The 23,893-nt window shown below is 45.7% G+C and carries 23 protein-coding genes and 1 pseudogene; 16 read left to right on the forward strand and 8 right to left on the reverse strand.

The window, feature by feature from the left end; genetic code table 11:
- Positions 1-208: 208 nt before the first annotated feature.
- On the reverse strand, positions 209-418 hold the full coding sequence (locus tag JCM16456_RS16135; protein ID WP_068716393.1) for a cold-shock protein: 210 nt from the start codon (positions 416-418) through the stop codon (positions 209-211).
- 369 nt (positions 419-787) lie between these two features.
- Between JCM16456_RS16135 and JCM16456_RS16140 the strand changes: the two are divergent.
- Positions 788-982, forward strand: a pseudogene (locus JCM16456_RS16140) (alternative ribosome-rescue factor A); the annotation flags it as partial.
- A 318-nt stretch (positions 983-1,300) separates the two neighbouring features.
- Here JCM16456_RS16140 and JCM16456_RS16145 read toward each other — a convergent pair.
- On the reverse strand, positions 1,301-2,464 hold the full coding sequence (locus tag JCM16456_RS16145; RefSeq protein ID WP_068716397.1) for a threonine/serine exporter family protein: 1,164 nt from the start codon (positions 2,462-2,464) through the stop codon (positions 1,301-1,303).
- A 165-nt stretch (positions 2,465-2,629) separates the two neighbouring features.
- Entirely contained in the window at positions 2,630-3,577 is a 948-nt protein-coding gene (locus tag JCM16456_RS16150; RefSeq protein WP_068716399.1) for a LysR family transcriptional regulator, read from the reverse strand.
- Positions 3,578-3,928: 351 nt separating this feature from the next.
- On the opposite strand from JCM16456_RS16150, the gene dgcN reads away from it, so the two are divergent.
- The 9 genes from dgcN to JCM16456_RS16195 all read left to right on the forward strand — a co-directional run bounded on the left by dgcN (position 3,929) and on the right by JCM16456_RS16195 (position 13,900).
- Positions 3,929-4,939: an N-acetyltransferase DgcN gene (gene dgcN, locus JCM16456_RS16155; RefSeq protein WP_068716400.1), complete on the forward strand. Its 1,011-nt coding sequence runs from the start codon at positions 3,929-3,931 to the stop codon at positions 4,937-4,939.
- A 12-nt stretch (positions 4,940-4,951) separates the two neighbouring features.
- A complete protein-coding gene (gene dgcA / locus JCM16456_RS16160) occupies positions 4,952-5,917 on the forward strand; it encodes an N-acetyl-D-Glu racemase DgcA (RefSeq protein WP_068716404.1) in 966 nt (321 codons plus the stop codon).
- Positions 5,918-5,934: 17 nt separating this feature from the next.
- Complete coding sequence (locus JCM16456_RS16165; protein WP_068716405.1) at positions 5,935-7,782, forward strand: ABC transporter ATP-binding protein; 1,848 nt, start codon at positions 5,935-5,937, stop codon at positions 7,780-7,782.
- An 86-nt stretch (positions 7,783-7,868) separates the two neighbouring features.
- A complete protein-coding gene (locus tag JCM16456_RS16170) occupies positions 7,869-9,410 on the forward strand; it encodes a glutathione ABC transporter substrate-binding protein (RefSeq protein ID WP_068716407.1) in 1,542 nt (513 codons plus the stop codon).
- Positions 9,411-9,428: 18 nt separating this feature from the next.
- Positions 9,429-10,349, forward strand: a complete 921-nt coding sequence (locus JCM16456_RS16175; protein WP_068716408.1) for an ABC transporter permease — start codon at positions 9,429-9,431, stop codon at positions 10,347-10,349.
- A gap of 11 nt (positions 10,350-10,360) precedes the next feature.
- Positions 10,361-11,239 carry an ABC transporter permease subunit gene (locus JCM16456_RS16180; protein WP_068716414.1) on the forward strand — a complete coding sequence of 293 codons (879 nt, stop codon included), beginning with the start codon at positions 10,361-10,363 and terminating at the stop codon, positions 11,237-11,239.
- A 45-nt stretch (positions 11,240-11,284) separates the two neighbouring features.
- Entirely contained in the window at positions 11,285-12,337 is a 1,053-nt protein-coding gene (locus tag JCM16456_RS16185) for a DmpA family aminopeptidase (RefSeq protein WP_068716415.1), read from the forward strand.
- Between the two features lie 21 nt (positions 12,338-12,358).
- Positions 12,359-13,180, forward strand: coding sequence for a M55 family metallopeptidase (locus JCM16456_RS16190; RefSeq protein WP_068716419.1), 822 nt, complete (start codon positions 12,359-12,361; stop codon positions 13,178-13,180).
- A 357-nt stretch (positions 13,181-13,537) separates the two neighbouring features.
- A complete protein-coding gene (locus JCM16456_RS16195; RefSeq protein WP_068718989.1) occupies positions 13,538-13,900 on the forward strand; it encodes an NADH:ubiquinone oxidoreductase in 363 nt (120 codons plus the stop codon).
- Positions 13,901-14,022: 122 nt separating this feature from the next.
- Here the strand turns inward: JCM16456_RS16195 and JCM16456_RS16200 are convergent, their stop codons facing one another.
- Entirely contained in the window at positions 14,023-15,210 is a 1,188-nt protein-coding gene (locus tag JCM16456_RS16200; RefSeq protein ID WP_068716421.1) for a dienelactone hydrolase family protein, read from the reverse strand.
- A gap of 279 nt (positions 15,211-15,489) precedes the next feature.
- Between JCM16456_RS16200 and JCM16456_RS16205 the strand changes: the two genes are divergently transcribed.
- The 5 genes from JCM16456_RS16205 to JCM16456_RS16225 all read left to right on the forward strand — a co-directional run bounded on the left by JCM16456_RS16205 (position 15,490) and on the right by JCM16456_RS16225 (position 20,336).
- Positions 15,490-15,735: a hypothetical protein gene (locus JCM16456_RS16205; protein ID WP_068716427.1), complete on the forward strand. Its 246-nt coding sequence runs from the start codon at positions 15,490-15,492 to the stop codon at positions 15,733-15,735.
- Between the two features lie 98 nt (positions 15,736-15,833).
- Entirely contained in the window at positions 15,834-16,838 is a 1,005-nt protein-coding gene (locus tag JCM16456_RS16210; protein WP_068716428.1) for a response regulator, read from the forward strand.
- Positions 16,838-17,278, forward strand: a complete 441-nt coding sequence (locus JCM16456_RS16215; RefSeq protein ID WP_068716429.1) for a PAS domain-containing protein — start codon at positions 16,838-16,840, stop codon at positions 17,276-17,278. The genes JCM16456_RS16210 and JCM16456_RS16215 overlap by 1 nt, the downstream gene beginning before the upstream one ends.
- Positions 17,279-17,355: 77 nt before the next feature.
- Entirely contained in the window at positions 17,356-18,825 is a 1,470-nt protein-coding gene (locus JCM16456_RS16220; RefSeq protein ID WP_068716430.1) for a bifunctional ADP-dependent NAD(P)H-hydrate dehydratase/NAD(P)H-hydrate epimerase, read from the forward strand.
- A 467-nt stretch (positions 18,826-19,292) separates the two neighbouring features.
- Positions 19,293-20,336 (forward strand): GMP reductase, encoded by a 1,044-nt coding sequence (locus JCM16456_RS16225; RefSeq protein WP_068716432.1) that lies wholly within the window; start codon positions 19,293-19,295, stop codon positions 20,334-20,336.
- A gap of 121 nt (positions 20,337-20,457) precedes the next feature.
- Here JCM16456_RS16225 and JCM16456_RS16230 read toward each other — a convergent pair whose 3' ends face one another.
- The gene (locus JCM16456_RS16230) at positions 20,458-21,492 is read right to left on the reverse strand and encodes a phage integrase (protein ID WP_068716434.1); all 1,035 of its coding nucleotides are present in this window, start codon (positions 21,490-21,492) and stop codon (positions 20,458-20,460) included.
- Between the two features lie 270 nt (positions 21,493-21,762).
- Here JCM16456_RS16230 and JCM16456_RS16235 point away from each other — a divergent pair, with 270 nt between their 5' ends.
- Complete coding sequence (locus tag JCM16456_RS16235; protein WP_068716437.1) at positions 21,763-22,068, forward strand: hypothetical protein; 306 nt, start codon at positions 21,763-21,765, stop codon at positions 22,066-22,068.
- Here JCM16456_RS16235 and JCM16456_RS23360 read toward each other — a convergent pair.
- From JCM16456_RS23360 to JCM16456_RS24415, 3 genes are all read right to left on the reverse strand, one after another.
- Positions 21,985-22,608, reverse strand: a complete 624-nt coding sequence (locus tag JCM16456_RS23360; RefSeq protein ID WP_331710536.1) for a TniQ family protein — start codon at positions 22,606-22,608, stop codon at positions 21,985-21,987. The genes JCM16456_RS16235 and JCM16456_RS23360 overlap by 84 nt on opposite strands.
- A gap of 248 nt (positions 22,609-22,856) precedes the next feature.
- On the reverse strand, positions 22,857-23,078 hold the full coding sequence (locus JCM16456_RS16240; RefSeq protein ID WP_068716439.1) for a hypothetical protein: 222 nt from the start codon (positions 23,076-23,078) through the stop codon (positions 22,857-22,859).
- An 85-nt stretch (positions 23,079-23,163) separates the two neighbouring features.
- Positions 23,164-23,859 carry a TniQ family protein gene (locus JCM16456_RS24415; RefSeq protein ID WP_331710537.1) on the reverse strand — a complete coding sequence of 232 codons (696 nt, stop codon included), beginning with the start codon at positions 23,857-23,859 and terminating at the stop codon, positions 23,164-23,166.
- Positions 23,860-23,893: the final 34 nt, after the last annotated feature.

The following is a 23,893-nucleotide window of genomic DNA, read 5'->3' on the forward strand; positions in this document are numbered from 1 at the left end:
TAACGATTCAAAAAGTAGGAAAGAATGCTTGAAATAAACGATGAGGATTATGTTAAAAATTTAATTAATAAAAAATAGTTTAATGATCTAAAGTTATTTTTATTTAATGCCGTTTCATTGCCCATTGAAATTTAACGTATTAAATGATCTAAAAAATAAACAAAAAAATAGCCAGCTAGAAGCTGGCTATTAGAAATTCGTTTAAGAATTAAAGTACTTTGATGCTTTCAGCTTGAGGGCCTTTTTGACCTTGAGTGATTACGAACTCAACTTTTTGGCCTTCAGCTAGAGTGCGGAAACCGTCACCAGTGATTGCACTGAAGTGTGCAAAAACGTCAGGACCGTTTTCTTGTTTGATGAAGCCAAAGCCTTTAGTTTCGTTGAACCATTTAACTGTACCAGTAACTGGAGTAGACATATGTATATCCTAATTTAACTATAAAATATTGGGCCGATTTCGGCGCTGATAGCGTGGAAAAGTAAATTGCTATTGCGTACGACACGACGGGGGAGTTACAAGTAATCCAACGAGGCAATGTGTATACAAAGAACTTCATTTCTAGCTGATGTCGAGTCTAGAGTAATCCTTGGGGTTGTCAATCGAATATTTTGATTAATAGGCGACTAATGCTTAAATTTCGGTAAATATTTGCTCTATCATTCGTTTCCATGTAATTAACCTTTTTCTCATTTCCTAAAATAGGATCCAAGATTAAATTTTTGTTGACTTAATCTGGAGATTGAAGAAAATCAGTGGCGATAAAAGCATCATTGTTTGGAGTAACAAATGGCACATAAAACGAAAGTGAAATCGACCGATTCGCAATTAGATATCGAACTGGGTCGTGGACAGATAAAAGATAATGCTTTGAAGGCGTTAGTGACCAGCCAAGTCTTTCACACGCGTGTAGTGAAGGCGAAAAAAGGCAAAGGTAGTTACAATCGTAAAGCAAAATTTAAGGGGCAAGAGTCCTATGCAAAAGCGGCCTAAGGGCTTTTTTGCATAGGATTCTTCCTCTCTGGCGTGTTGTTATTATTTGTATGCGACGCGACGAAACATGAAGACGTATTGGTAATAAAAAGAGTCGCATTTGGGCGACTCTTTTTTTGTTTCTAACTATGTCAAAACGCCCATAGTTAAGTCGGTATCATCCCTAATGATGCACTAGCACTGATCATCAGGCGGATGCTGATAAGTAGACCCTCTTTGCCAAGGATGGCAAAGAGGAGCCCCATAAATGGGTTGATGCGAGTCTGCGTTCAGCATTTGCCTAAATGACTTACATTTAGCCAGAGTGATTTAGTGGTCTATCTTGGGTGAATAAATTGAGTAAGCGGTTACCTGACCGGCCACAATCGCGGAGAACATAAACAGCGCAGAAAGGCCAATACTCGGAATCGGCAGAATCGATTGTTCGAACAGTGATTGACTCGCACTAATCAAGACGCGACTCCCCGGTACAAGAATAATGATGCCTTGAACGATGTAAATGGAACCTGTGAGCTCCATCTTTTTTGCAATCCAAGTGCCGTACAGAGTAATCAATACGGTGGTCACCCAAGTACCGACAATCCACCCTGCATCAAACCCCAAATAGAAGGGACCCCACATACCAAGCACGGCAACAGGTGCACCAAGCAAAATATCTTTGATCCGCGCGTTAAATAAAATGCCAATGGAGCCAGACAGTAAGAACAGGCCAAAAATATGTAAATAGATTGGAATCTCATTATGGTAAGCCATCGCTGGCGCTTGCCCCCAAATCGATTCACCGATGTTGAGCCCCATAATGATGCCGACAAAGAGTTTAATCAGCACTAAACCACTTTGTCCAAGTAAGCTGGTTCCTGAGACGAGGTCATTAAATGCCAGACACTCGAGCGAGTTTGCTATGGATAGACCGGGCACAAATAAGATGACGGCTGCGATGCAGAGTGTCCATACCGGAATGTGTAATCCAGTATGAGCCAATGCCGCAACAACAATACCGGAAAGTAATGCGGCCAAAAATTCAGCGGCTATCGCACGGCGGCCACTGCAAATCAGCTGAGAAATCCACACAATGAAACCCAAGATAATTGAAATCAGCGTGGCTTCAATAGTGCTACCAACCAGCATGAGATAGGCGGGAGGAATGCCCATGTTAGCGATCGCAATCGCCCACCAAGGATAACCGACCGGTTCAGGGACAGGTTCATTACTTGGCTGATTAATGCGAATAATGGTATTGGCTAACAAGCTAAGGTTAATGGAAGCGGGCTTGAGGCGCTTCATCACCACGATGTTATTGTCATCCGGAAACTGATAGTTGATCTCAGTCGGTGTGGCTTGAACCATAACATCTACACCATGCTTACGTGCGTAATACTGAGTGTATTTTTCTACTTTATAGGGAGCACAGCCGCTGCGGTGCAGGGTGTCGCCAATTTCTACAATTTTATTTATTCGATATTGTGACGGCATAGTGAGCTTATGTTGTCAAAGGGATGAGAAAAAATTCGGCGTAAATTATCAGAGCAGTAACCAATTAGCGAGCTAATTTATTTACAATTTCACATTAGTCTAGCTAATAGTAGAGCGTACGCTATCCCCAATACATAAAGTGGTCATTTGTATGCCCAAGTAACCTCAAGATAAGTGGGGAACCAGTTGCTTAATGGGTCTAACCGTTTGTGCTGAGGTCGTTCTTCTTTTAGAGGTGACGATTTGGCGACAACATTGTTTAAATAAGCTTTTCAGTTGGAGTAACTGACGCGATTGTGGAATGTCGCGACGAGTCACCAAAACCAACTCGAATGGTAGACGTTCAACGATGGGGACGATGTGGACATCTTTGGCATAACGTTGTGCAGTAAAGAGATCTACCACCCCAACACCGCCACCAGAGACCACCATATCCGCGATCACTGAGTAGGTCTTAATACACAGCGGATTTTTTGGTTTGATACCTGCGTTTGCCATCGAGCGGTGCAATATTCGACCCAGAGGGTCATTTTCTTGCATCATCAGAAAATTATGCTGATTGAGCCAATCTAAACTCACACTGGCTGGTGGCGTCAACTCTTTGGGTAAAATCGCGACCATGTCGGCTTGAAAGAGCGGTTCGGCAAACAGCGATCTGGGAACATACTGACCAAACACCAAAGCGACATCCAGTTCGTTATTCAGCACCGCTTGTTGTAGTGCGGCGAAATGTTCTGTGACCAGATCAACATGAACATCCGGTTGTTGTTGACGATATTCAACCAATGTCGGAGCCACTACCATATGCGCACAAGCATGAGCTGCACCAATTCGAATCGTCTGTTCTTTCTTTGTGCGCATCGATTCAGTTAAAGCGGCAATACTTTGCAGATGACGAGTGAGTTGTTCAACCTCGGGCACTAACTGTTGGCCCTCTTTGGTCATCACCAGTCCTTTACTGCTTCGGTCGAAAAGAGTGAAACCTAACTGTTGCTCGGTATGATTTAAAACGCGACTGACATTGGGTTGTGACACGTTTAATAAACGTGCTGCTCCGCTAATGGTTCCCGCTTGGATGATGGCATGAAAGACTTCAATCTGTCTTAATCGCATTGCTGTTCCCTCGCAATTGGCTGACCTCACGTAACGTATACACATTCCTTGTTATACGTCCCTCTCACCTGTTTAGAATTGCCACTTTTTAAGCAAGGCTGCAACCCCTTTGGTTAAACTAGGTGTTTGATTTGAACAGAGGCTTACGCATAACTCAGCAAAAATTAAGCCAATACTCAATAAGCCAAAGCTTGCTCGCATCGGGGTTACGTATCTTTCAATAATCTCATAACCATAGTGAGAGGTATAACTTAAGGTTATGGGACTGCAACAAACAAGTATTCGTGGCTGCGGTTTTGTTCATGCCATAGTGAATTTCATCAATGAATGACAGTAGCAAGAGACATGGACATGCAAATACCTCAACCTTATCTTCTTTTCCTCGGTGATGTAGCCGACCCCCTTTCTGCAAAAACTGCTCGTGGTATTCACGCTTGGCGCCCTGATTCTTGTGTTGGGCAAATGCACTTAGAAGGTTGCCACGTTTCTCTTGGTTTACCAGAACTCACACCTTTTCAAGCCAAAGAGCAAGGCGCTAAAACGTTCGTACTTGGTACGGCTAACGCAGGTGGTTATATCCCTGAGCATTGGATGACGGTGATTAAGGATGCGATTGAGGCAGGTCTCAATATCGCCAGTGGTTTACACCAAAAATTGGTGGATGTGCCTGAGCTGGTTGCTTTAGCCAAACAACATAATGTTGCTCTGTTTGACGTGCGTCATCATCAACCTGCATTAAAAGTTGGCTCTGGTTTACCTCGCGGTGGTAAACGCGTGCTGACCGTCGGGACCGATTGTGCTGTAGGCAAAATGTACACCTCATTAGCGCTTGAAGCGGCGATGCAAAAACTAGGTATGAAAGCGGAATTTCGCGCGACAGGTCAAACCGGCATTTTGGTTGCGGGTGCGGGCATTCCGATTGACGCGGTTGTGTCTGACTTTATCTCCGGTGCTGCTGAGTGGATTTCTCCTACCAACGATGCGGATCATTGGGATGTGATAGAAGGTCAAGGCTCGCTGTTTCATCCATCTTATGCGGGCGTGAGTTTAGGTCTACTGCACGGTTCTCAACCCGATTATTTAGTGATGTGTCATGAAATGGGCCGCCCACATACACGTCATTTACCGCACCATCCTTTGGTTGAAATGGAAGATTGTGTCTATCTCAACTTGTATAACGCTCGTCTGACAAATCCGAATGTACAGCTGGCTGGTATTTCCGTGAACACGTCTAATTACCCTGAAGAAGAAGCGAAAGCTTATTTGGCTCAACTCACGGAAAAGTTCCAAGTGCCAGCCACCGATTCAGTGCGTTTTGGTATCGACTCGATCGCAGAGTTTCTTCTCCATCAAGTGAACTAAGAAGGGGAAGTTATGTATACCGTGGATATTGATGTGGTGGAATTGCCACTTTCAAGACCGTTTACCATTTCGCGCGGTACACGCACGGCGGTTACCGTCGTCCGTGTGAGTTTAGAGCAAGAGGGATTCGTTGGTTTAGGTGAATGTACGCCAACCCCGCGCTACAACGAAACGCTAGACAGCGTCGTGGCACAAATCCAATCGGTCGTACCGCAATTGCAAGAGGGAATTTCCCGTGAGGCGTTGCAAAACCTGTTACCCGCAGGTTCGGCTCGTAACGCGTTGGATTGTGCTCTTTGGCGCCTAGAGGCACTCAAAAAGCAGAGCACCTTATGGCGCTTGACCAATATTGCTCAGCCTGAAGCGATCATCACCGCGGAAACCATCAGTTTAGATACGGTTGAAGCAATGACCGCAGCAGCGAAATCCGCTGCAGAGCGCGATGGCATTCTGCTTAAGATAAAACTGAATAGTGAACAGATCGTCGAAAAAGTCGCCGCCATTCGTTCGGTAGCACCGAAAGCAACGTTAATCATTGATGCGAATGAAGCGTGGACCGATTGCAATTTACCGGAACTGTTTGACGCGTTACTGCCATTTGATATCACCATGATTGAGCAGCCGTTACCTGCTGGCAACGATGACGCTTTAGCTGATTTCGCCCATGTGATTCCCGTGTGTGCCGATGAAAGCTGCCATACCGCGACCGACATTGCCGCGCTAAAAAATCGCTATGAGTTCATCAACATCAAACTCGATAAGTGTGGCGGCTTAACTCAAGCCCTTGCCATGGTGGAAACGGCTAAGGCATTGAATATGCGCTTGATGGTCGGCTGTATGCTTGGCTCGTCGTTAGCGATGGATGCTGCCTTACCGATAGCCGCTCAGTGTGAGCTGGTGGATTTAGATGGTCCGATTTGGCTTGCGATGGACAGTGCGCCTTATCTGGAGTATCGCCAAGGCAAAATTTGGATTTAATCAGGAGCGGATCAGGGATGACTTTTCAAGCAAGTAAACCACTGCTCGCGGTGGAAAACCTCAGTGTTGGTTTTCGTAGCCACGAAGGAATGAACTCAGCGCTGCGTAACGTGTCGTTTAGCATCGAACGAGGTGAGATCGTGGCGGTCGTGGGGGAAAGCGGCTCTGGCAAGTCAGTCACATCGCTGACCATTATGGGGTTGTTGAGCGATAACGCGGTGATTGAACAGGGAGAAATCTATTTTCAACCGGCGCAATATCGCCAAGATTTGTTGCAATTGACCCCAGGTGAGCAACGCCAAATTCGTGGCAAAGAGATTGCCATGATTTTCCAAGAGCCGATGACCTCGCTCAATCCCGTATTGCGCATTGGTGACCAGCTAACGGAAGCCTTGCTCGATCACCAAATTTGCAGCAAAGCCGAAGCGTACAGCAAAGCTTGTGATTTACTTAAACAGGTTCATATCGCTGATGTGGATCGGGTGATGAAAAGCTATCCCGATGCGCTATCGGGTGGGATGCGCCAACGCGTGATGATCGCTTTGGCACTCACTTGCGACCCTCAAATGCTGATCGCCGATGAACCAACCACGGCTCTGGATGTGACTATCCAGTCACGCATTTTGAAAATTTTGAAAGACTTACAAGCGAAGCGCGATATGTCGGTAATGTTTATTACCCACGACATGGGCGTCGTTGCTGAAGTGGCTGACAAAGTGGTGGTGATGTTTCGTGGGGAAGTGGTGGAAACGGGCAGTGTGGAAGAGATCTTCCATCGGCCGCAACACCCTTACACCAAAGCGCTACTCGCTGCCGTTCCTAAACTGGGCGATATGACCGATAGCTACTGGCCAAAGCCGTTTGAATTGGTTGGACAGCCGGCACTGGTTGGGGACCAAGAACATCGCACTGCAAACTACGATGGCAAACCGCTACTTGATGTCCGTGGGCTCAAAGTCTATTACCCGGTTCGCAGTGGCGTGCTATCTCGAGTGCGTCATGAAGTGCATGCGGTGGAACAGATTGACTTTAGTTTGTGGCCGGGAGAAACCTTAGCCATCGTTGGTGAAAGTGGCTGCGGAAAATCGACCACCGGGCGCTCGCTGTTGCGTCTGATTGAAAGCCAATCAGAGAGCATTCATTTTCAAGGCAAAGAGATCTCTTTGTACAACGAAGCCAAATTCAAACCGATTCGCCGCGAAATGCAGATGGTGTTTCAAGACCCTTATGCCTCGCTCAATCCTAGGTTGACGGTGGGTTTTTCGATTGCCGAACCTTTGCTTATTCACGGCTTAGCCAAAAACTTAGCAGAGGCGACCCCAGAGGTAGAAAAGCTACTGGTGAGTGTCGGCCTAAAACCAGAACATGCGCAGCGCTATCCCCATGAATTTTCTGGCGGTCAGCGTCAACGTATTGCGATTGCCCGCGCGATGGCGCTCAAACCGAAAGTGATCATCGCTGATGAAGCGGTGTCTGCGCTGGATGTGTCGATTCAGGCGCAAGTGATCAACTTAATGATGGATTTGCAAAAGCAAACCGGCGTGGCGTGGATTTTCATCTCCCATGACATGGCGGTTGTGGAACGCATCGCCAACCGAGTCGCGGTGATGTATCTCGGCAACATTGTTGAATTTGGCAGTCGTCAGGCGGTTTTTAACCATCCACAACACCCATATACGCGCCGTTTGCTTGATTCGGTGCCGATTGCTGATCCGAACCTACGTAAAGAGCGTCAATTTGATGATAGCGAATTGCCACCATCACCTATGCGCCCTGTCGGGGTGGAAGGAACCAAATTGAATTACCGCAAAATCGCCCCAGAGCATTGGGTGGCACAATCGGTCGATGAATCACTCGTAGTTTAGCTAAACCCCATTCCCTAAAAGAGGCTTTGAGCTGTTTCTCTTTCTCTGGGACTGACATTTTGATTATGGATAATCAGGAGAAACCCATGAAATCATTATTTACCCGTTCAACGGTAGCCCTTGCGCTCGCCCTGAGCTTTTCCGGTGGCGTGCTCGCCGAAGATCTGAAAATCTCGATGTATGCGGATATTACCGGTCTTGATCCACACGATACCTCTGACAATGTGAGTTACTCAGTACAAAGCGGCATCTTTGAGCGTCTGTTCCAGTTTGATAATCAGATGAAACTGATTCCTCAACTGGCGACCAAATACACCAGCAATGCCGATGCTACCCAATTTACCATCACCTTGCGCGATGGCGTGACCTTCCAAGATGGCACACCATTCAATGCGGCGGCGGTGAAAGCGAACCTTGATCGTCTGTCAGACCAAACCAAAGGTTTGAAACGTAACAGCTTGTACAAGATGATCGAGAAAGTCACCGCAGTTGATGATCACACCGTTAAAATCGATTTAAACCAATCGTTTGGTGCTTTTATTAACACCTTAGCTCACCCATCCGCGGTTATGTGGAGCCCGGCCGTATTGGCCAAATACACCAGTGAAGCAGAACTGCGCATGCATCCAACCGGTACGGGACCGTTTAAGTTTGTGGAGTGGAAACCGGGCAAAGATGTCAAGTTGACGAAGTTTGATCACTACTGGAAACAAGGCTGGCCAAAAGTCGATAGCGTGACCTTCTATCCAGCGCCAGAAGATTCCACTCGCGTAGCGTCATTGATTGCAGGGCAAGTTAACGCTATCTATCCTTTGCCTGCCGATATCATCAACTCTGTTACCAAAGACAGCAAACTGGCGGTACAACGCGACCCTAGTATTTACATGATGTACATGGCGATCAACACCCAACATAAAGCGTTGGCAGATGTGCGTGTGCGCCAAGCGATTAACTACGCATTGAACCGTGATGTATGGTTGAAAATCAGTGCCGCTGGCATGGGCGTTCCTGCGCACTCAGCTATTGCTCCGAATGTGCAGTTCTACTCTCAGCAAACTTCTCCTGATTACAGCTACAACCCTGACATGGCGAAAAAACTGCTGAAAGAAGCGGGTTATGACAAAGGTCTATCGCTCAAGCTGTGGACTTCCAATGCAACCACAAGCGTGCGCTCAGCTCAGTTTGTCAAACAGCAGTTAGGCCAAGTAGGCATTAACGTCACCGTGGTGCCGATGGATTCTGGTACACGTAACTCCAAGTTGTGGAGTGTTAAAGATCCGAGCAAAGCTGAGTTCGACCTCTACTACGGTGGCTGGTCTCCATCTACTGGTGATGCCGACTGGGCTCTTCGTCCTTTGTTTGCTACCGAATCATGGACGCCAACCGCGTATAACGTCTCTTACTACAGCAACAAGGCCGTCGACAATGCCATCATGGATGGTTTGAAAACCGCTGATCCTGCTGCACGTGCGAAAGCTTACGCCAGCGCTCAATCGCTTATTTGGAAAGATGCGCCAATCGCGTTCTTAGGTACGCCAGATAACTTGGTAGGTAAACAGAAAAACCTCACTGGCGTTTCGATGCTAGCCGACGGTTCACTGCTGTTTAACCAAGCGCAATTTAACTAAGCGGTAGAGGAGAGCACCTTGTTATCGTATGTTGTTCGTCGATTATTAGAAATGATCCCGGTACTACTGGTGGTCTCCTTATTGGTGTTTGGTTTTATCAAACTGTTACCGGGAGATCCAGCGCGCGTCTATGCCGGGGAAGATGCCACATTAGAAGCGGTGGAGGCGGCGCGGATCCATTTAGGTTTAGATAAGCCATTACCACAGCAATATTTTCATTGGCTCAATGGGTTAGCTCATGGCGATTTAGGTGTGACCTACCGAACTCGTCAGCCAGTAAAAGAAGTGATTGCTGAAAGCTTTATGCCAACCTTCTGGTTGGCATTAGCGGGATTCGTTTGGTCGGTAATTCTGGGTTTAGTGGTGGGCGTATTTTCTGCTTTGAAGCGCGGTAAATGGCAAGATTGGACCTTAATGAGTGCCGCGATTGGCGGCATCTCAGTCCCGCCATTTTGGCTGGGCTTACTGCTCATTCAATTTGTCGCGATGCCATTTGGGATTTTCTCGGTCAGTGGATTTAATCAACCCAGCGATATTATCTTGCCTGCATTAACGCTCGGCGCTTCGGTAGCGGCAGTGATGGCGCGTTTTACTCGCTCTGCCTTTTTGGAAGTGGCACAAGAAGATTATGTGCGCACCGCGAAAGCCAAAGGTTTACGTGCTCGATTAGTTACGTGGAAACACGTGATGCGCAATGCGTTAATTCCTGTGATCACCATGCTCGGTCTGCAATTTGGCTTCTTGCTGGGGGGCTCAATTGTTGTTGAGCGAGTATTTAGCTGGCCGGGACTCGGATGGCTTTTGATTGAATCGATTCAAACCCAAGACCAGCCCGTGATTCAAGCGTTAGTCATGCTGTTTGTTCTTGAATTTATTGTGATTAATTTATTGGTGGATCTGCTTTATGCCGTAGTGAACCCAGCGATTCGTCTGCGTTAGGGAGAAGCGTAATGGAAAACACTTTATCTATCAGTACTCAAGGACCGATTCGTTCTCCTTGGCGTGATTTCTGGCAACGTTTCTTGCGTAACCCAATGGCACTGGCTTCTGGCGGTTTTGTGCTGCTACTGGTGTTGGTTGCGCTGTTAGCACCATGGCTTGCCCCCTATGACCCGATGATTTCTGATTGGATGGCGATCTCCTCACCACCCAGTTGGGCACACTGGATGGGTACGGATGATTTAGGCCGTGATGTGATGAGCCGGATCATATATGGCGCGCGAATCTCCATGTATGTCGGAACGTTTTCGGTCACTCTAGGCATGGTCGTTGGTATTGTCTTAGGGCTTGTTGCTGGCTATTACGGTGGCAAAGTCGACATGCTGATTATGCGTGGCGCGGATGTGCTGTTTGCTTTCCCCGGTATGCTGTTGGCGATTGCGGTCGTGGCGATTTTAGGTCCAGGCCTAAATAACGTGATCGTCGCTGTGGCTGTGTTTAGTGTGCCGGTATTTGCGCGGATTGTGCGAGCATCGACATTATCACTGAAACAATCGCCTTATGTGGACGCTGTGAAATGTGTCGGCGCATCCGACAAATTGATTCTGTTTCGCCATATCTTGCCGGGTACCTTATCAAGTGTGATTGTCTATTTCACCATGCGTATTGGTTCGAGTATCCTAACCGCCGCGAGTTTGAGTTTTATTGGCTTAGGACCTGAGCCTGATGTACCTGAGTGGGGTAACATTTTGGCGATGGGACGTAATATGATGATGGCAGGTATTTGGCATGTCAGTGTATTCCCCGGTCTCGCGATTTTTCTCACGGTACTGGCGTTTAATTTGCTTGGCGATGCTCTGCGCGATACCTTAGACCCGAAATTGAAATGATCCCCAAACAGCTATCAACCTGTGCTTTAGGCACACTGAGTACACATGGACAGTTTACAAGCACGAATCTCCTTACTTTTAGACCGTTGGCGCGCAGAGCGCCAACTGGGCTTTCGCCATTTTGCCAGTGGCAAACATGATCGCATCACTGATGTTGCAGGAGTGACTGTCGGTCACCACACCTTAAATGACGGTGAATGCCAAACGGGCGTCACGGCGATTTCACCCAAAGCGGCGGGTATTTATGCTGAGCCTTTACCGTGCGGTGTGGCGGTATTAAATGGGTTTGCCAAACCTATCGGGCTGGTTCAAATCGAAGAACTTGGCCGCTTAGAAACTCCGATAGTGTTAACCAATACCCTCTGTGTTGGCCGAGCGTTTAGTGGCACAGTTCGCTATATGGTTGAGAAAAATCCGCAAATCGGTCGCACTTTACCCACGGTTAATCCTCTGGTGTTGGAGTGTAATGATGGTTACCTCAACGACATTCAGGCGCTAGCGATCACCGAAGAAATGGTGATGGACACTTTGAATCATACTGAGACAGAATTTGTTCGTGGCAGTGTTGGGGCTGGGCGCGGCATGAGCTGCTTTGCCTTAAAAGGCGGTATTGGTACCAGCTCTTGTGTAGTTCCTAGCCTTAATGCCACTCTAGGTGTGTTGGTACTTGCTAACTTTGGCGCCCTTAGTGCGCTTCAATTAGAAGGCATTCCAATGGGCGAAACGCTGCAAGCGCTGCTCAACACTTATAGCGAGCAACAGGATAAAGGCTCGATCATCATAGTGATGGCAACCGATGCGCCGCTCGATGCGCGTCAATTGAAACGGGTGGCAAAACGTGCTGGGGCAGGGCTTGGACGTTTAGGCAGTTATTGGGGGCATGGCTCTGGTGATATTGCAGTCGCTTTTTCTACCCAGCCACAAAGTCAGAATATCGAGGATAGTGAATTGGACCCAATGTTGCGTGCCGCAGCCGAAGCGACTGAGCGCGCAGTTTTGGATGCCTTAATGCAAGCAACCCAAGTAACCGGATTTGCTGGACATCAACGTCCAGCGTTAAGTGATCTTTTGGACCAGTTAGTTGTTCAACGGAATTAGCAATTAAGTGAAGGATGCATAATGAGAATTTTTATTTCGGCCGATATTGAAGGCATAGCTGGTGTCGTAGCTTCGCAGCAGTGTCGCGCTGGCAACGGTGAGTACGAACTTGCCCGTGCCCTGATGGAACAGGAAGTGAATGCAGCGATTGCTGGTGCGTTCGATGCGGGAGCTACTGAGGTGGTGGTGGCGGACAGTCACGGTCCTATGACCAACTTACGTGCCGATTACCTTGATCCTCGAGCGGAGCTGGTCTCCAGTAAACCTCGGCCATTTTCTATGGTCGAAGGCATTGACCACCAACCTTTTGATGGTCTGTTTTTGATTGGTTACCACAGCGCGGCGGGTGAAAAAGGCGTGTTAGCCCATACCATCAACGGCTCCGCTTTCTATCGCGTCTGTGTTAATGGTCTGCCGATGGCTGAAGCCGATCTCTACACATCTTCTGCCTTAGAACATGGCGCTCCTTTGTTACTGGTATCGGGTGACGATCAACTGCAAGGCTGGATTGCAAAACGTTATCCCGGCGTAAGCTATGCTTGTGTGAAACGCGCTATTTCCACTACTGCGGCTCAATCGCTCAGCCCTAAAGATGCGCAAGAAAAAATTCGCGCAGCGGCTTTTGATGCGGTAATAAATTGCACTAAAACTGAGCAACGCTTATTAACGCCACCTTATGTGTTGGAATTAAGTGCTACAAAACCGGTGATGGCAGACCTGTTTGCTTTGATTCCTGGTGTGGAGCAATTGGATGCGCGTACGGTTACTTATACTGCCAATGATATGAAAACACTGATTAGCTTATTGTGTGCATTTTCCTACCTAGGTACGACGCAAAGTTAAGTTAGTTCGACGTAAAACTAAAGTGTGAGTTGATATGCAATTTGGTGCAATTTAACGCCATTTTGCATAAATGTAACAACCAAGCCGTAAAAAGTTAAATTGTAATTTATATGTTAAATTTTGTTTTGTGAGCTTAGTTAGCAGCGAATTTTCTATGAAGAATAATAGGTTGTTTACCCCTTTTGTGTAACATTCCGTTAACGTGTTGTTGTTTTGAGCGGTTTTGTAAAAAATTGTCACAATTCCCTTTCTGCTAACGATTGAAAATAGTTTTTTACGGGCGACAATACCCCTGTCTTGGGCATGGATAGCAAGATTCTCACTCACTGGATCGAGCTGTCTTTTGGGGGGCAAGCTATGAAACTTTTATTGGTCTTGATGACATCAGTGTCGGCGGGCGTTGCGTCAGGGGATCATTTCCACTCTTTTTTACTGGGGTTAGGTGTTGCGACTTTGGCAGTAGGTTGCTGCCACTGGTTTGCATTTCGTAGCAGTAAATTTCCAGAGTTAGCACTCTTTTTGCTGATTTGCGGCTTGTTAGCGAAAATTGCCATCACAGTTGTAGGAGTGATGTGGGGACTCTCACACGACCTAATTACCTCCCCATTGGTATTTGCTTTGTCTTATCTATTCTTTTCTATCGTGGCAACTTACGTATGGTTCCGATACCAAGAGTACTTACTAACGATTAAGCAAAAGGTGCGGGAAAAGCTGGCATAACCATCACCACCATACTCCTAAATAAACCACGTAAATGGCTCCGTTGTTCACGGAGCCATTTTTGTTTGCGTCTGTTTTGACTGACATTTACCCATTTATACCCAAGTAACCTCAAGATGCAATTACTGTTTGACTTGAAATTGTTTATCAAGCCAGTTGAAGGCAGCTTCTTGCATGTCTTGGGTAAAAATGTGCGATTTTTCCGGCCAAACCTTAGTTACTAATTTATTATCGGCCTTATTGGCTTGCCAGATACTGTGTAATTTACCAAACGCTTCTTTAACCGCGGTAACTGGGAAGAGTGGGTCTTTTCCTCCGGCAAACACTAGCATAGGTTTTGGTGCGGCAAGTCCGGCTACATCTGGGTAATCGAGATAGCGTGCGATGTATGGATGCAGCATGGTAAATGATGACTGTCCTTTAAGTTGGTTATTGCCCGGAACCATGAGCCCCTTCATTGTTCCCATCCAACAATCTACGATGCTGGCTTTGATGTCTGGCGAAAGCGCAGCGACTTGCCATGAACGAAATGCCCCCATGGAAAAACCGATTGAAGCGACCCGTTGTTTATCTACGTTGGGTAAGTGGGCTAAAAATTTTGCCGCACGCAGATCATCAAGAGCGATAACACCGGCAAACGAGCTGCCTAGATTAAATAAATTGGATGCTAACGCTTGTTGTGAATCGGTTTTAAAACCAGCAACAGAACGATCTCCCCAGCCTAATGCATCTATAGACAGCACAACATAACCGCGTTTGGCTAACTCATCCCCGGGGAAACGGTCGGTGAAGTATTTGTGTGCCCACTGTTTTGATGAGGCTAAGCGTGCATCGTCGTTCCATGTTTCAACGAATTTCTCCTTGCCTATATCGAAGCGAGCACCATGGTCATGTAAAAAGAGTGCGGCGGGGAATGGACCTTTTCCCTTTGGAGTGAGCAGTAATGCCATGACGCGACTTTCATTACTGATGTTAAATACCACCTTTTGTGCGAGGTAACTTCCGCGATCGATTTGGTCAATCACCACTGGGTTGAATGGGGTGTTATCGGAGTAGGGCAGAATAATGTCTTGCGCCTTAGCAAACGCTTTTTTATGCCAAACCGCTGGATCCATACCTTTATGCCACGCCAGAGCAAAAGGCATGCGGTGATCTTTCAGTTTTTGGTAAAACAGTGGAAAGCTGCGGTCTGGTGAGTCGATTTCTTGGTGAACATAGTCTTTGCCTGTAGCGCCCTGACTGGCCGCATTAGAGATAGGACTGAGCAGGCAGAATGTACTGCTAAGCAGTATGCAGAGGAGTTTCTTCATCTCGTGATCCTTGTTATAGAGATTGTGTAGGGTTAGGCACAATAAATTAAAATATGAAACGATGTTTTAATTTACATTTTGAGGTGAGGATAGTGAGTTAGAAAGATCACAATTGTTTATTTTTTCTACGGTTAGCCGTTGGTTTACGACTTTAGTGCTAACGACAGCAAGGCGATCTAAATCTATGCTTAGAGGGTAAAAGTGATATCGAACAGAGATTGAAGTTATACGCTATCGAGTTTCGTAACTCACCACGCTTGTGAATCTAAGGATGGAATTATGGCGATCACGTTATTTTGGTTGGAAAAAGGCATTCTGCTCTTAGGTATTCTATGTTTATTAACAGGTATCTTGCAGTATGGACGGCGTAGTCATGACTGGAAAGGTGTGATAACCATGTTCTACAAGCGGGTGCCGCTCTCTGTGACGGAATTTAAATGGTATCGAAGTGGCATTGCTTTTGTGTTAATTGCCGTGGTGTTGAAAGTGTTGCTTTTCACCCTTTGGCCCCATCAAGTGGTCTAACAAGTGATTGATTTATAAAATATTACATATTGTCGTCTGCCGTCTTAAACGATTTAGGTATACAATTTATTAACTTATCAGAATAGAAGGGTGGTGGCATGTCGTTCCCCGTACTTATCTGTGATGACTCTGCTTTAGTTCGCAAGCAGATGGCGCGCTCTTTGCCTGCGTCTTTAAATGCAGATATCAGTTTTGCTGTGCATGGCTTAGATGCGCTAGCTCAGCTTGAACAAACTGAGTTTAAATTGATGTTTCTTGACCTTACCATGCCCGAGTTGGATGGCTATGGCACGCTTGAAGAGATGCAAAAACGCGGCATGAGCACACCCGTAGTTGTCGTTTCAGGTGATATCCAACCTAAAGCGAAAGAACGTGTACTAGGGCTCGGAGCGAAAGCCTTTATTCAAAAACCAATGGATAAAGCGACGCTCAATTTGGTACTGAAAGATATCGTTGAGGCGCCTGCCCAGCCTAAGCTCGTCACGCCGGTTTCCATTGATTTACCCGTGCTCAAACGCCGCGATATTTACATGGAAGTTGCCAACGTGTCTATGGGGCGTGCCGCTGATGCACTCGCTCGTCATTTTGATGTGTTTGTTAATCTACCTTTACCAAACGTCAATATCTTTGAAGTCAGTGAGCTGCATATGGCTCTGCGCGATATTGCCGACAATGATCAGGTCTCTGGTGTTTGTCAGGGGTTTAGTGGTGAAGGTATTGCTGGAGAGGCTTTAGTTTTACTCAGTGATTCCAGTGTGTCTGATCTGAAAAAATTGATGAAAGTACCAGCAGACAGTGAGGAGCTGGAAGAGCTTGAGCTGTTGATGGATGTATCGAATATTTTGGTCGGCTCTTTTTTGAATGGGTTAGGCCAACAGGCGGAAGTCCGATTTTTCCAAAGCTCTCCGGTTTTGCTCGGACAGCACATCTCGATTGAATCGGTAATCTGTAACACATCCGGATCTTTTCATAAAACCATGACATTTGAAGTGAGTTACACCATTGAAGGCACGTCGATTCGTTGTGATTTATTGTTTATGTTTGTTGATGAGTCGCTCCCATTACTCGACAACAAACTCTCCTATTTGATGGAGGATTTCTAATGCTGACACTGCCTGCTGAATTTGAGCAGTTCCATTGGATGGTCGACATGGTACAAAATGTCGATATGGGACTGATCGTTTTGGATCGTGAATACAAGATTCAGGTGTGGAACGGTTTTATGACCCATCATAGCGGCAAGCAAGCCCATGATGTGATAGGCAAAACCCTGTTTGAAATTTTTCCAGAAATTCCCCAAGAGTGGTTTAAATTGAAAACTAAACCTGTGTATGACTTGGGATGTCGTAGTTTCATTACGTGGCAGCAGCGACCATTCCTCTTTAAATGTCGCAACGTACGCCCTGTGACACAACAAGCAGAATTTATGTATCAAAACATCACACTTAACCCAATGCGAACGCCAACTGGGGTAGTCAGCTCGATGTTCTTATCGATACAAGACGCAACCTCGGAAGCGCTCATCTCTCTTCAATCTCGATAAAGTGATATATAAGCCAAGGAAAATCTTGGCTTTTTTTGTACACTAGAGTCAGGCTTTTTCGACAATAGGGTAAGCATATGCCACTGCCAAATTCGTTCTACACTGCGCAACAAGTTAAACAAGGTGAGGTCCAAGCTGCAAAAGCAAAGGGCCTTGAAATGTTCAGTTTAATGGAAAGAGCGGGACAAGCGGTCTTTACCATTGCACTGGCGCAATATCCTTCTGCTCATCACTGGTTAGTGTGCTGTGGCGGTGGCAATAACGGCGGTGATGGCTATATTGCTGCTTGTTTAGCTAAGTCGATGGGGCATCAAGTCACCGTTTGGCAAATTGGCGACCCTGAAAAGTTAAAAGGGGACGCGCTCACTGCTTATTACCATTGGTTGGACCATGGCGGCGATGTTTACCCTATTGATGATCGAATCCCCCGAGATGTTGACTTGATTTTGGATGGGTTAATGGGCACTGGGCTAAACGGTCCGGTACGCGAGCCAGTAAGCGATGTGATCGATACCATAAATCAAAGTGGTAAGCCGGTTGTCGCTATTGATATTCCCTCTGGTTTGAGTGCTGATACCGGGGCGGTTCTTGGTAAAGCGGTACGCGCTCAACATACCATCAGTTTTATTGGACTCAAGCAAGGTTTAGTAACGGGCGAAGCTCGCAATTACGTCGGTAAGCTTCACTTTGCGGGATTGGGAGTATCGGAAAGCTTTGATGAACAGAATATCCCCACGTTAAAAGCGATAGATAGCCGTGTAATGAAGTTATTCTTGCCACGTCGTGCTGCCAGTTCTCATAAAGGTAACCATGGCAAAGCATTGCTCATTGGGGGGAACGCAGGGATGGGCGGTGCGATGATGCTATCTGCTCAAGCCTGCAGCCGAGTAGGGTGTGGCCTAACTGCCGCTCTTGTGCATCCGGAGAATACGACGGCAATGTTGATCTCCGCGCCAGAAGTCATGTGTGCCGGGTGGGATGATGAGCGACTAGCTCAACGCTTAGATTGGTCGGTAGTGATTGGCCTTGGCCCCGGACTGGGGCGAGACGAGCAGAGCCAGCACCTATTTGATGTCGTGACAAAGAGTGACAAGCCCAAGGTCGTAGATGCCGATGCCTTGTTTTTGTTAGCTCATTCACCTAATTATGATGACAAACGTATTCTTACTCCACACTCAGCAGAAGCGGCTCGTCTGCTCGGTGCGAGTGTTGATTTGGTGGAAGCGGATCGCTTTAAAGCCGTGACAGCACTACAGCAAAAATATGGCGGCGTTGTCGTATTAAAAGGAGCTGGAACTCTGGTGTGTGATGGTAATGAAACGTTTGTTTGTCTAGCAGGCAATCCAGGGATGGCGACAGGTGGCATGGGGGATGTGCTTACTGGTGTTATCACATCATTGCTTGCGCAGGGGTTGACTCTGTTTAATGCAGCTAAGGCCGGCGTTTTGATTCACAGCCAAGCGGCTGACAAAGATGCTGAGCTAAAAGGTGAGCGAGGTTTACTGGCAAGCGACCTTCTGCCGCACTTGAGAACGTTGGTAAATTAGTTGCATATTTAACTGGCAACGTCGCGGCTGTTTCCTTTCAATCAAGTATGTAATGGGGCTGATTGGAACGAGATTCGCCAATAAATCGCCTGTTGAAAGTGACAATTAGGTGTCGATAAAGAGTGATTTTCATCACAATTTTTACTTCAGTCAAGAGTATGCTTAAACAGTTGTGCGTAGTTCAGGAAATGCTAAAGGCGATTCGATTAGTTTAATTCTTTGATTTATATAAATTAATCATAAGGATTAACTAAGTAGTGATGCGAGGATATGGAATCTTCGTGATGGTATCACAAAAAAAATACAAATATCAGACTTGCCGGAAAAAAAACGCAGCCTATAATGCTGAAAACCGGAGCGTCTGCCAACGCTCCGGTTTTTTTGTGTCCGAAATGTTCTGATGTCTGCCAACATTGGAACTACGCACCACGCGAGACACAACAGTGAATCAGACTAGGAAAAGCATAATGCGTATCGAACAAGAACTTAAGTTAGGTTTTAAAGATGTATTGTTTCGCCCGAAACGTTCAACCCTTAAAAGCCGTTCCCAAGTAAATTTAACCCGCGAGTTTACATTCAAGCACAGCGGTCGTCAATGGTCTGGTGTACCTATTATTGCAGCAAACATGGATTCAGTAGGTAGTTTCGCTATGGCGAAGGCACTTGCTAAGCACGGAGTGATGACAGCAGTACACAAACACTACTCAGTTGAAGACTGGGCTGAGTTTGTAAAATCTAGTGATAACAATACCTTAAATAAAGTAATGGTATCAACGGGTACATCGGACGCTGATTTTGAAAAAACCAAAGAGATCCTAGCATTAAGCGATGAAATTATTTTCATCTGTATCGATATTGCCAACGGGTACTCAGAGCATTTAGTGGATTACGTAGAACGTGTACGTGCCCAATTCCCCGATAAAGTCATTTCTGCAGGTAACGTTGTGACTGGCGATATGGTGGAAGAACTTATCCTTGCTGGTGCAGATATTGTAAAAGTGGGTATTGGCCCTGGTTCTGTGTGTACCACTCGCGTAAAAACAGGCGTTGGTTACCCGCAACTTTCAGCCATTATTGAATGTGCTGATGCAGCACATGGCCTTGGTGGTCGTATTGTCGGTGACGGTGGCTGCACCTGCCCTGGCGACGTCTCAAAAGCGTTTGGTGGCGGTGCCGATTTCGTGATGTTGGGTGGCATGCTAGCGGCTCATGAGGAGTCAGGCGGTGAGCTTATCCAACAAAATGGCGAAACGTTTATGAAGTTCTACGGCATGTCTTCACAAAGCGCGATGGACAAGCACTCCGGCGGCGTTGCAAAATACCGCGCAGCGGAAGGAAAAACCGTACTATTGCCATACAAAGGCCCAGTAGAACACTCCATCCAAGACATCCTTGGCGGCGTACGCTCAACCTGCACCTACGTAGGCGCAGCGCAGCTTAAAGAGCTAACTAAGCGCACCACTTTTATCCGCGTACAAGAGCAAGAAAACAACGTGTACGGGAAAGAGTAACACCGCAATACTTCGGAAAAATCGAACGATTAAAAGCCGCTGAAAAGCGGCTTTTTTTATGCCCCAAAACAAAAAATGGCGACAAAGTGGCGACAGCTGAAAAAAATTTTGGTGGCGACAGTTACAACTGGGCTAATGGATTTAAAGAAATGGCTTCGGAAAGGTGAGCGGGGGCGAAGTGCGCATAACGCATTGTCATGGAAATATCGGCGTGACCAAGAATGTCACGCAGGACAAGAATATTACCTCCGTTCATCATAAAGTGACTGGCGAAAGTATGACGTAAAATGTGTGACGCTTGGCCACTCGGAATTTCAATGTCTAACTTGTTCTTGAGAATGTAGCAAAAAGGGGTGTAGCACTCTTCAAACAGTTGACCTGTCATTGGCTTATAAATTTCTTTGTATAATTCCTCAGAGATAGGCACAGAGCGGTTTTTCTTGGTCTTAGTATTGGTGAAGGTTACTTTGTACTCAGAAAGCTGGCTAGAGTGCAATTTGGCGGCTTCGTTCCACCTTGCTCCAGTGGCTAAACAAAGTTTAACGATCTTAATCATGTCTGCGCGTTCATGCTGACCAACCAACTCAAGAAGTAATTCAATCTTATCGGTAGGCAAAAATTCCATGGTCCGCTCGTTTTCTCGAAATGGTTTGATATCATCCAGTGGATTTGGCAATGACCATTCGCCAAGTTCTTTGAGCTTATTGAATACGGCTTTAAAGCGGGCCAACTCAGAATTGAGCGTAGAAATGCTAGGCTTACCACGATTCCAACGTTTTTCGTCAACAAACACAACTTTTCCTGACATTCGTTTGCTGCGATAGTCGGAATAATGTTTAGCTGTAAACGCAGAGGCTAATGGGTTGTTCATCGATTCCACCATATGGTGAAACTTATTTATAATTACGTCTCCATTCACCAAAGAACGGCCATAGTGGGAATACCAAACGGTAATAAGATCACTTAGTCGGCGACTATCTAGCTTTTCACCGAACCAGGGCTTCTCATTGACCTCTCGCATGACGAATTTTTCAAAAGCGGATGCTTCCCCTTTAGTCGCGAAGTTTTTGCGTACACGCTTTCCTGAGCGCCCATTCGGGTAACACTCGCATAACCACGGTTTTTTACTGTTGTCTTTTAGATTACGGATTGCCATAAAATCAACTCAAGATGCTGTATATATAAACAGTATCAATCAATGAGTTATGAATCAATGTGCGTTTTATGTGGGGAGATACAAAGCAGAAATGGGACCACCGACAGTTGTCAGATATTGACCAATGTCGTTGAATCATAGATTATGTGTGTTGTTGATTATGTTCGCGTATGGCGAAGCTCAATACTTTTGGGGGAAAATAGAAAAATCAGTATGTAAATTATAAAAAATTGTTTAAAAGGACTATTCAAAAACTAATGAGGTAATATCATGGGAATTGGATCAAATTACTATGTGAAAGTAGCAGAAGACGAATATAAAGAAGAGTTGCTAAAAGAGATTGCTAGGGATGCTGCTGTACATGTAGTAAATGGCATTGATCGAAGTGCGGCCATAAAAAAAGCAAAGGCAACAATAGAAGCTCAGCAAGAAGCCATTGCTATGCAAGAATACTATGAAGACGAAGATGGAATAATTCGATTTTTTGATTCGTCAATTGAAAGCCCCCAAACGCCAACTGGTAAACATCATCAGGTAGCCACTGTCGCGAAAGAATTGAAAGATACAATTGGCTAAAAAAGAAGGTGAAGCAATAAACTGGTTAAATTTTAACAGTGACAACTGTCCTGCCAGAGGGGGGTAGTCATAACCTTCAAAATGCCATAAATAGTTAGCGTATCCATTTTCTTTAAGGCAAACAGGACATACCGGGATGATATTGGTCCTTAGTAAAGATCGTGGGAAAACCTCGCAACCGCGGATAAGTGCAGTTACTGATGGGGAATATTTAAGTGGTGAGCGATTAATAGCTAACTTCAGTAAATCAACGGGCTCAGTAAATGTTAATTGACTTATCTGATGGAGAGCATGACTTCTAGCTGCTGAGCTATGTTTTGATGAATATGGGTTTATTCGACGGATATCAGTGGGGAATGAGGAAAATCTCTCAGAATCCCCATCGCACAAATAGTGTTTAAGTGCAGATAAAAAACGATCGAAATCTTGGTAACCATTTTTGTTTGCGATTCGGATTAAATAGCTCTCAAGACTTTCGTCTTCGAATGGCTTTGGTGGTTGCAGTAACATCGTCTTCATCAATATCCCACCCACTTGCATTAAGCTCAGCTAAAGCTCTTTGAGTTGAATGTTGATACTTAACTCTTGATTTAATTAATGCGAATAGTTTTACGTCATTTTGTGGCTTTGATCAAAATAATGTTTTGAAACAAGTAGTTACTGAGATTTCAATATTTAGCGTTGATGATGTTTGGAGAATTTTGGGGATTAACTAACGATCTCGCGAAGTTCTCAGAGTTGGGGGGATTAAGAAGAGGGAAGGAAATATTTCCCTCCCACGATACAAATTAGCTAATTTTTATATCACCGCGGCGAACTAGCATACAGAATCTTGCATAATCCTGATTGTATACAAATACTCGGTGCGGGACACTAGCGCCAGCCATAAACTTATCAAATGCAGTAAGAGTTTTTGTAGGTAGACTAGAGGGACCTACGACTTTAAAAGGCACATCTGCCATACTGAACTCTTCCAAGTTTGGTAAAAGCTCGTCAAATTCATTCTTCATACAGTACACCGAATGGTAGTTAGGTTCGGCCAGATTCTATTGATTATGGCTTAAATGGCAAGGTGCTGATTAACTTAGTTTATTTTTACACGATTTGGAAAATTACATGATTCATGTAATTCTTAAAATCGTGTAATTTTAGTGAGCTTGTAATAAAAAATAGTCGGCATATAAGATCTTTTAATCGTAATTCAGATGTGCAGACAACAGCATGCTCAAGGTTTAATTCTATTTCAGCATCGATCATTGAATGAAATGCGCTTGTCCAGTTTGCGAAAAAATGGGTGAATGAACCATGGTCGAATTTATCGTCATTAAGGTGTGTCCACCAATGAATCAAGCCCCAGCGATAGCTCTTTGGGAGGTTGGGCAGCTCTTCAGAGCCGTTGCCAGCGAGCCAATTTGCAACGTTGTATGCCAGCTTGGGTTCCCTGCCTCTACTTTTTGTCGCGATAGGCTCCTTGCAATTGCTGCAAACTCCTTTTAACTCAGATACTCGATAGTCAAACTCGTTGCCACAGCTACAAGAGGTAATTAAAGGTACGTTATGAATATGACAGTGATCGTAACCCTTCAAATGCCATAGGTAACTGGCGTAGCCATTTTCTTGTAAGTACAATGGGCAGCAGGGGATGGACTTTGTTCGGGGTAAACTACGAGGAAATACTTCAGAACCTCGTATCACAGCACTGGTTGATAGAGAATATTTTAAGTTTGTTCTGTTTATTGCTATTCCAAGTAACTTGAGAGGTTCGTTAAACGTCGATTGGGCGAGTTTCAAAAATGAAGCCGCTCGGGAACTGGAACGTAATTAG

It is taken from the genome of Vibrio tritonius (assembly GCF_001547935.1).
Classification (GTDB): Bacteria; Pseudomonadota; Gammaproteobacteria; order Enterobacterales; family Vibrionaceae; genus Vibrio; species Vibrio tritonius.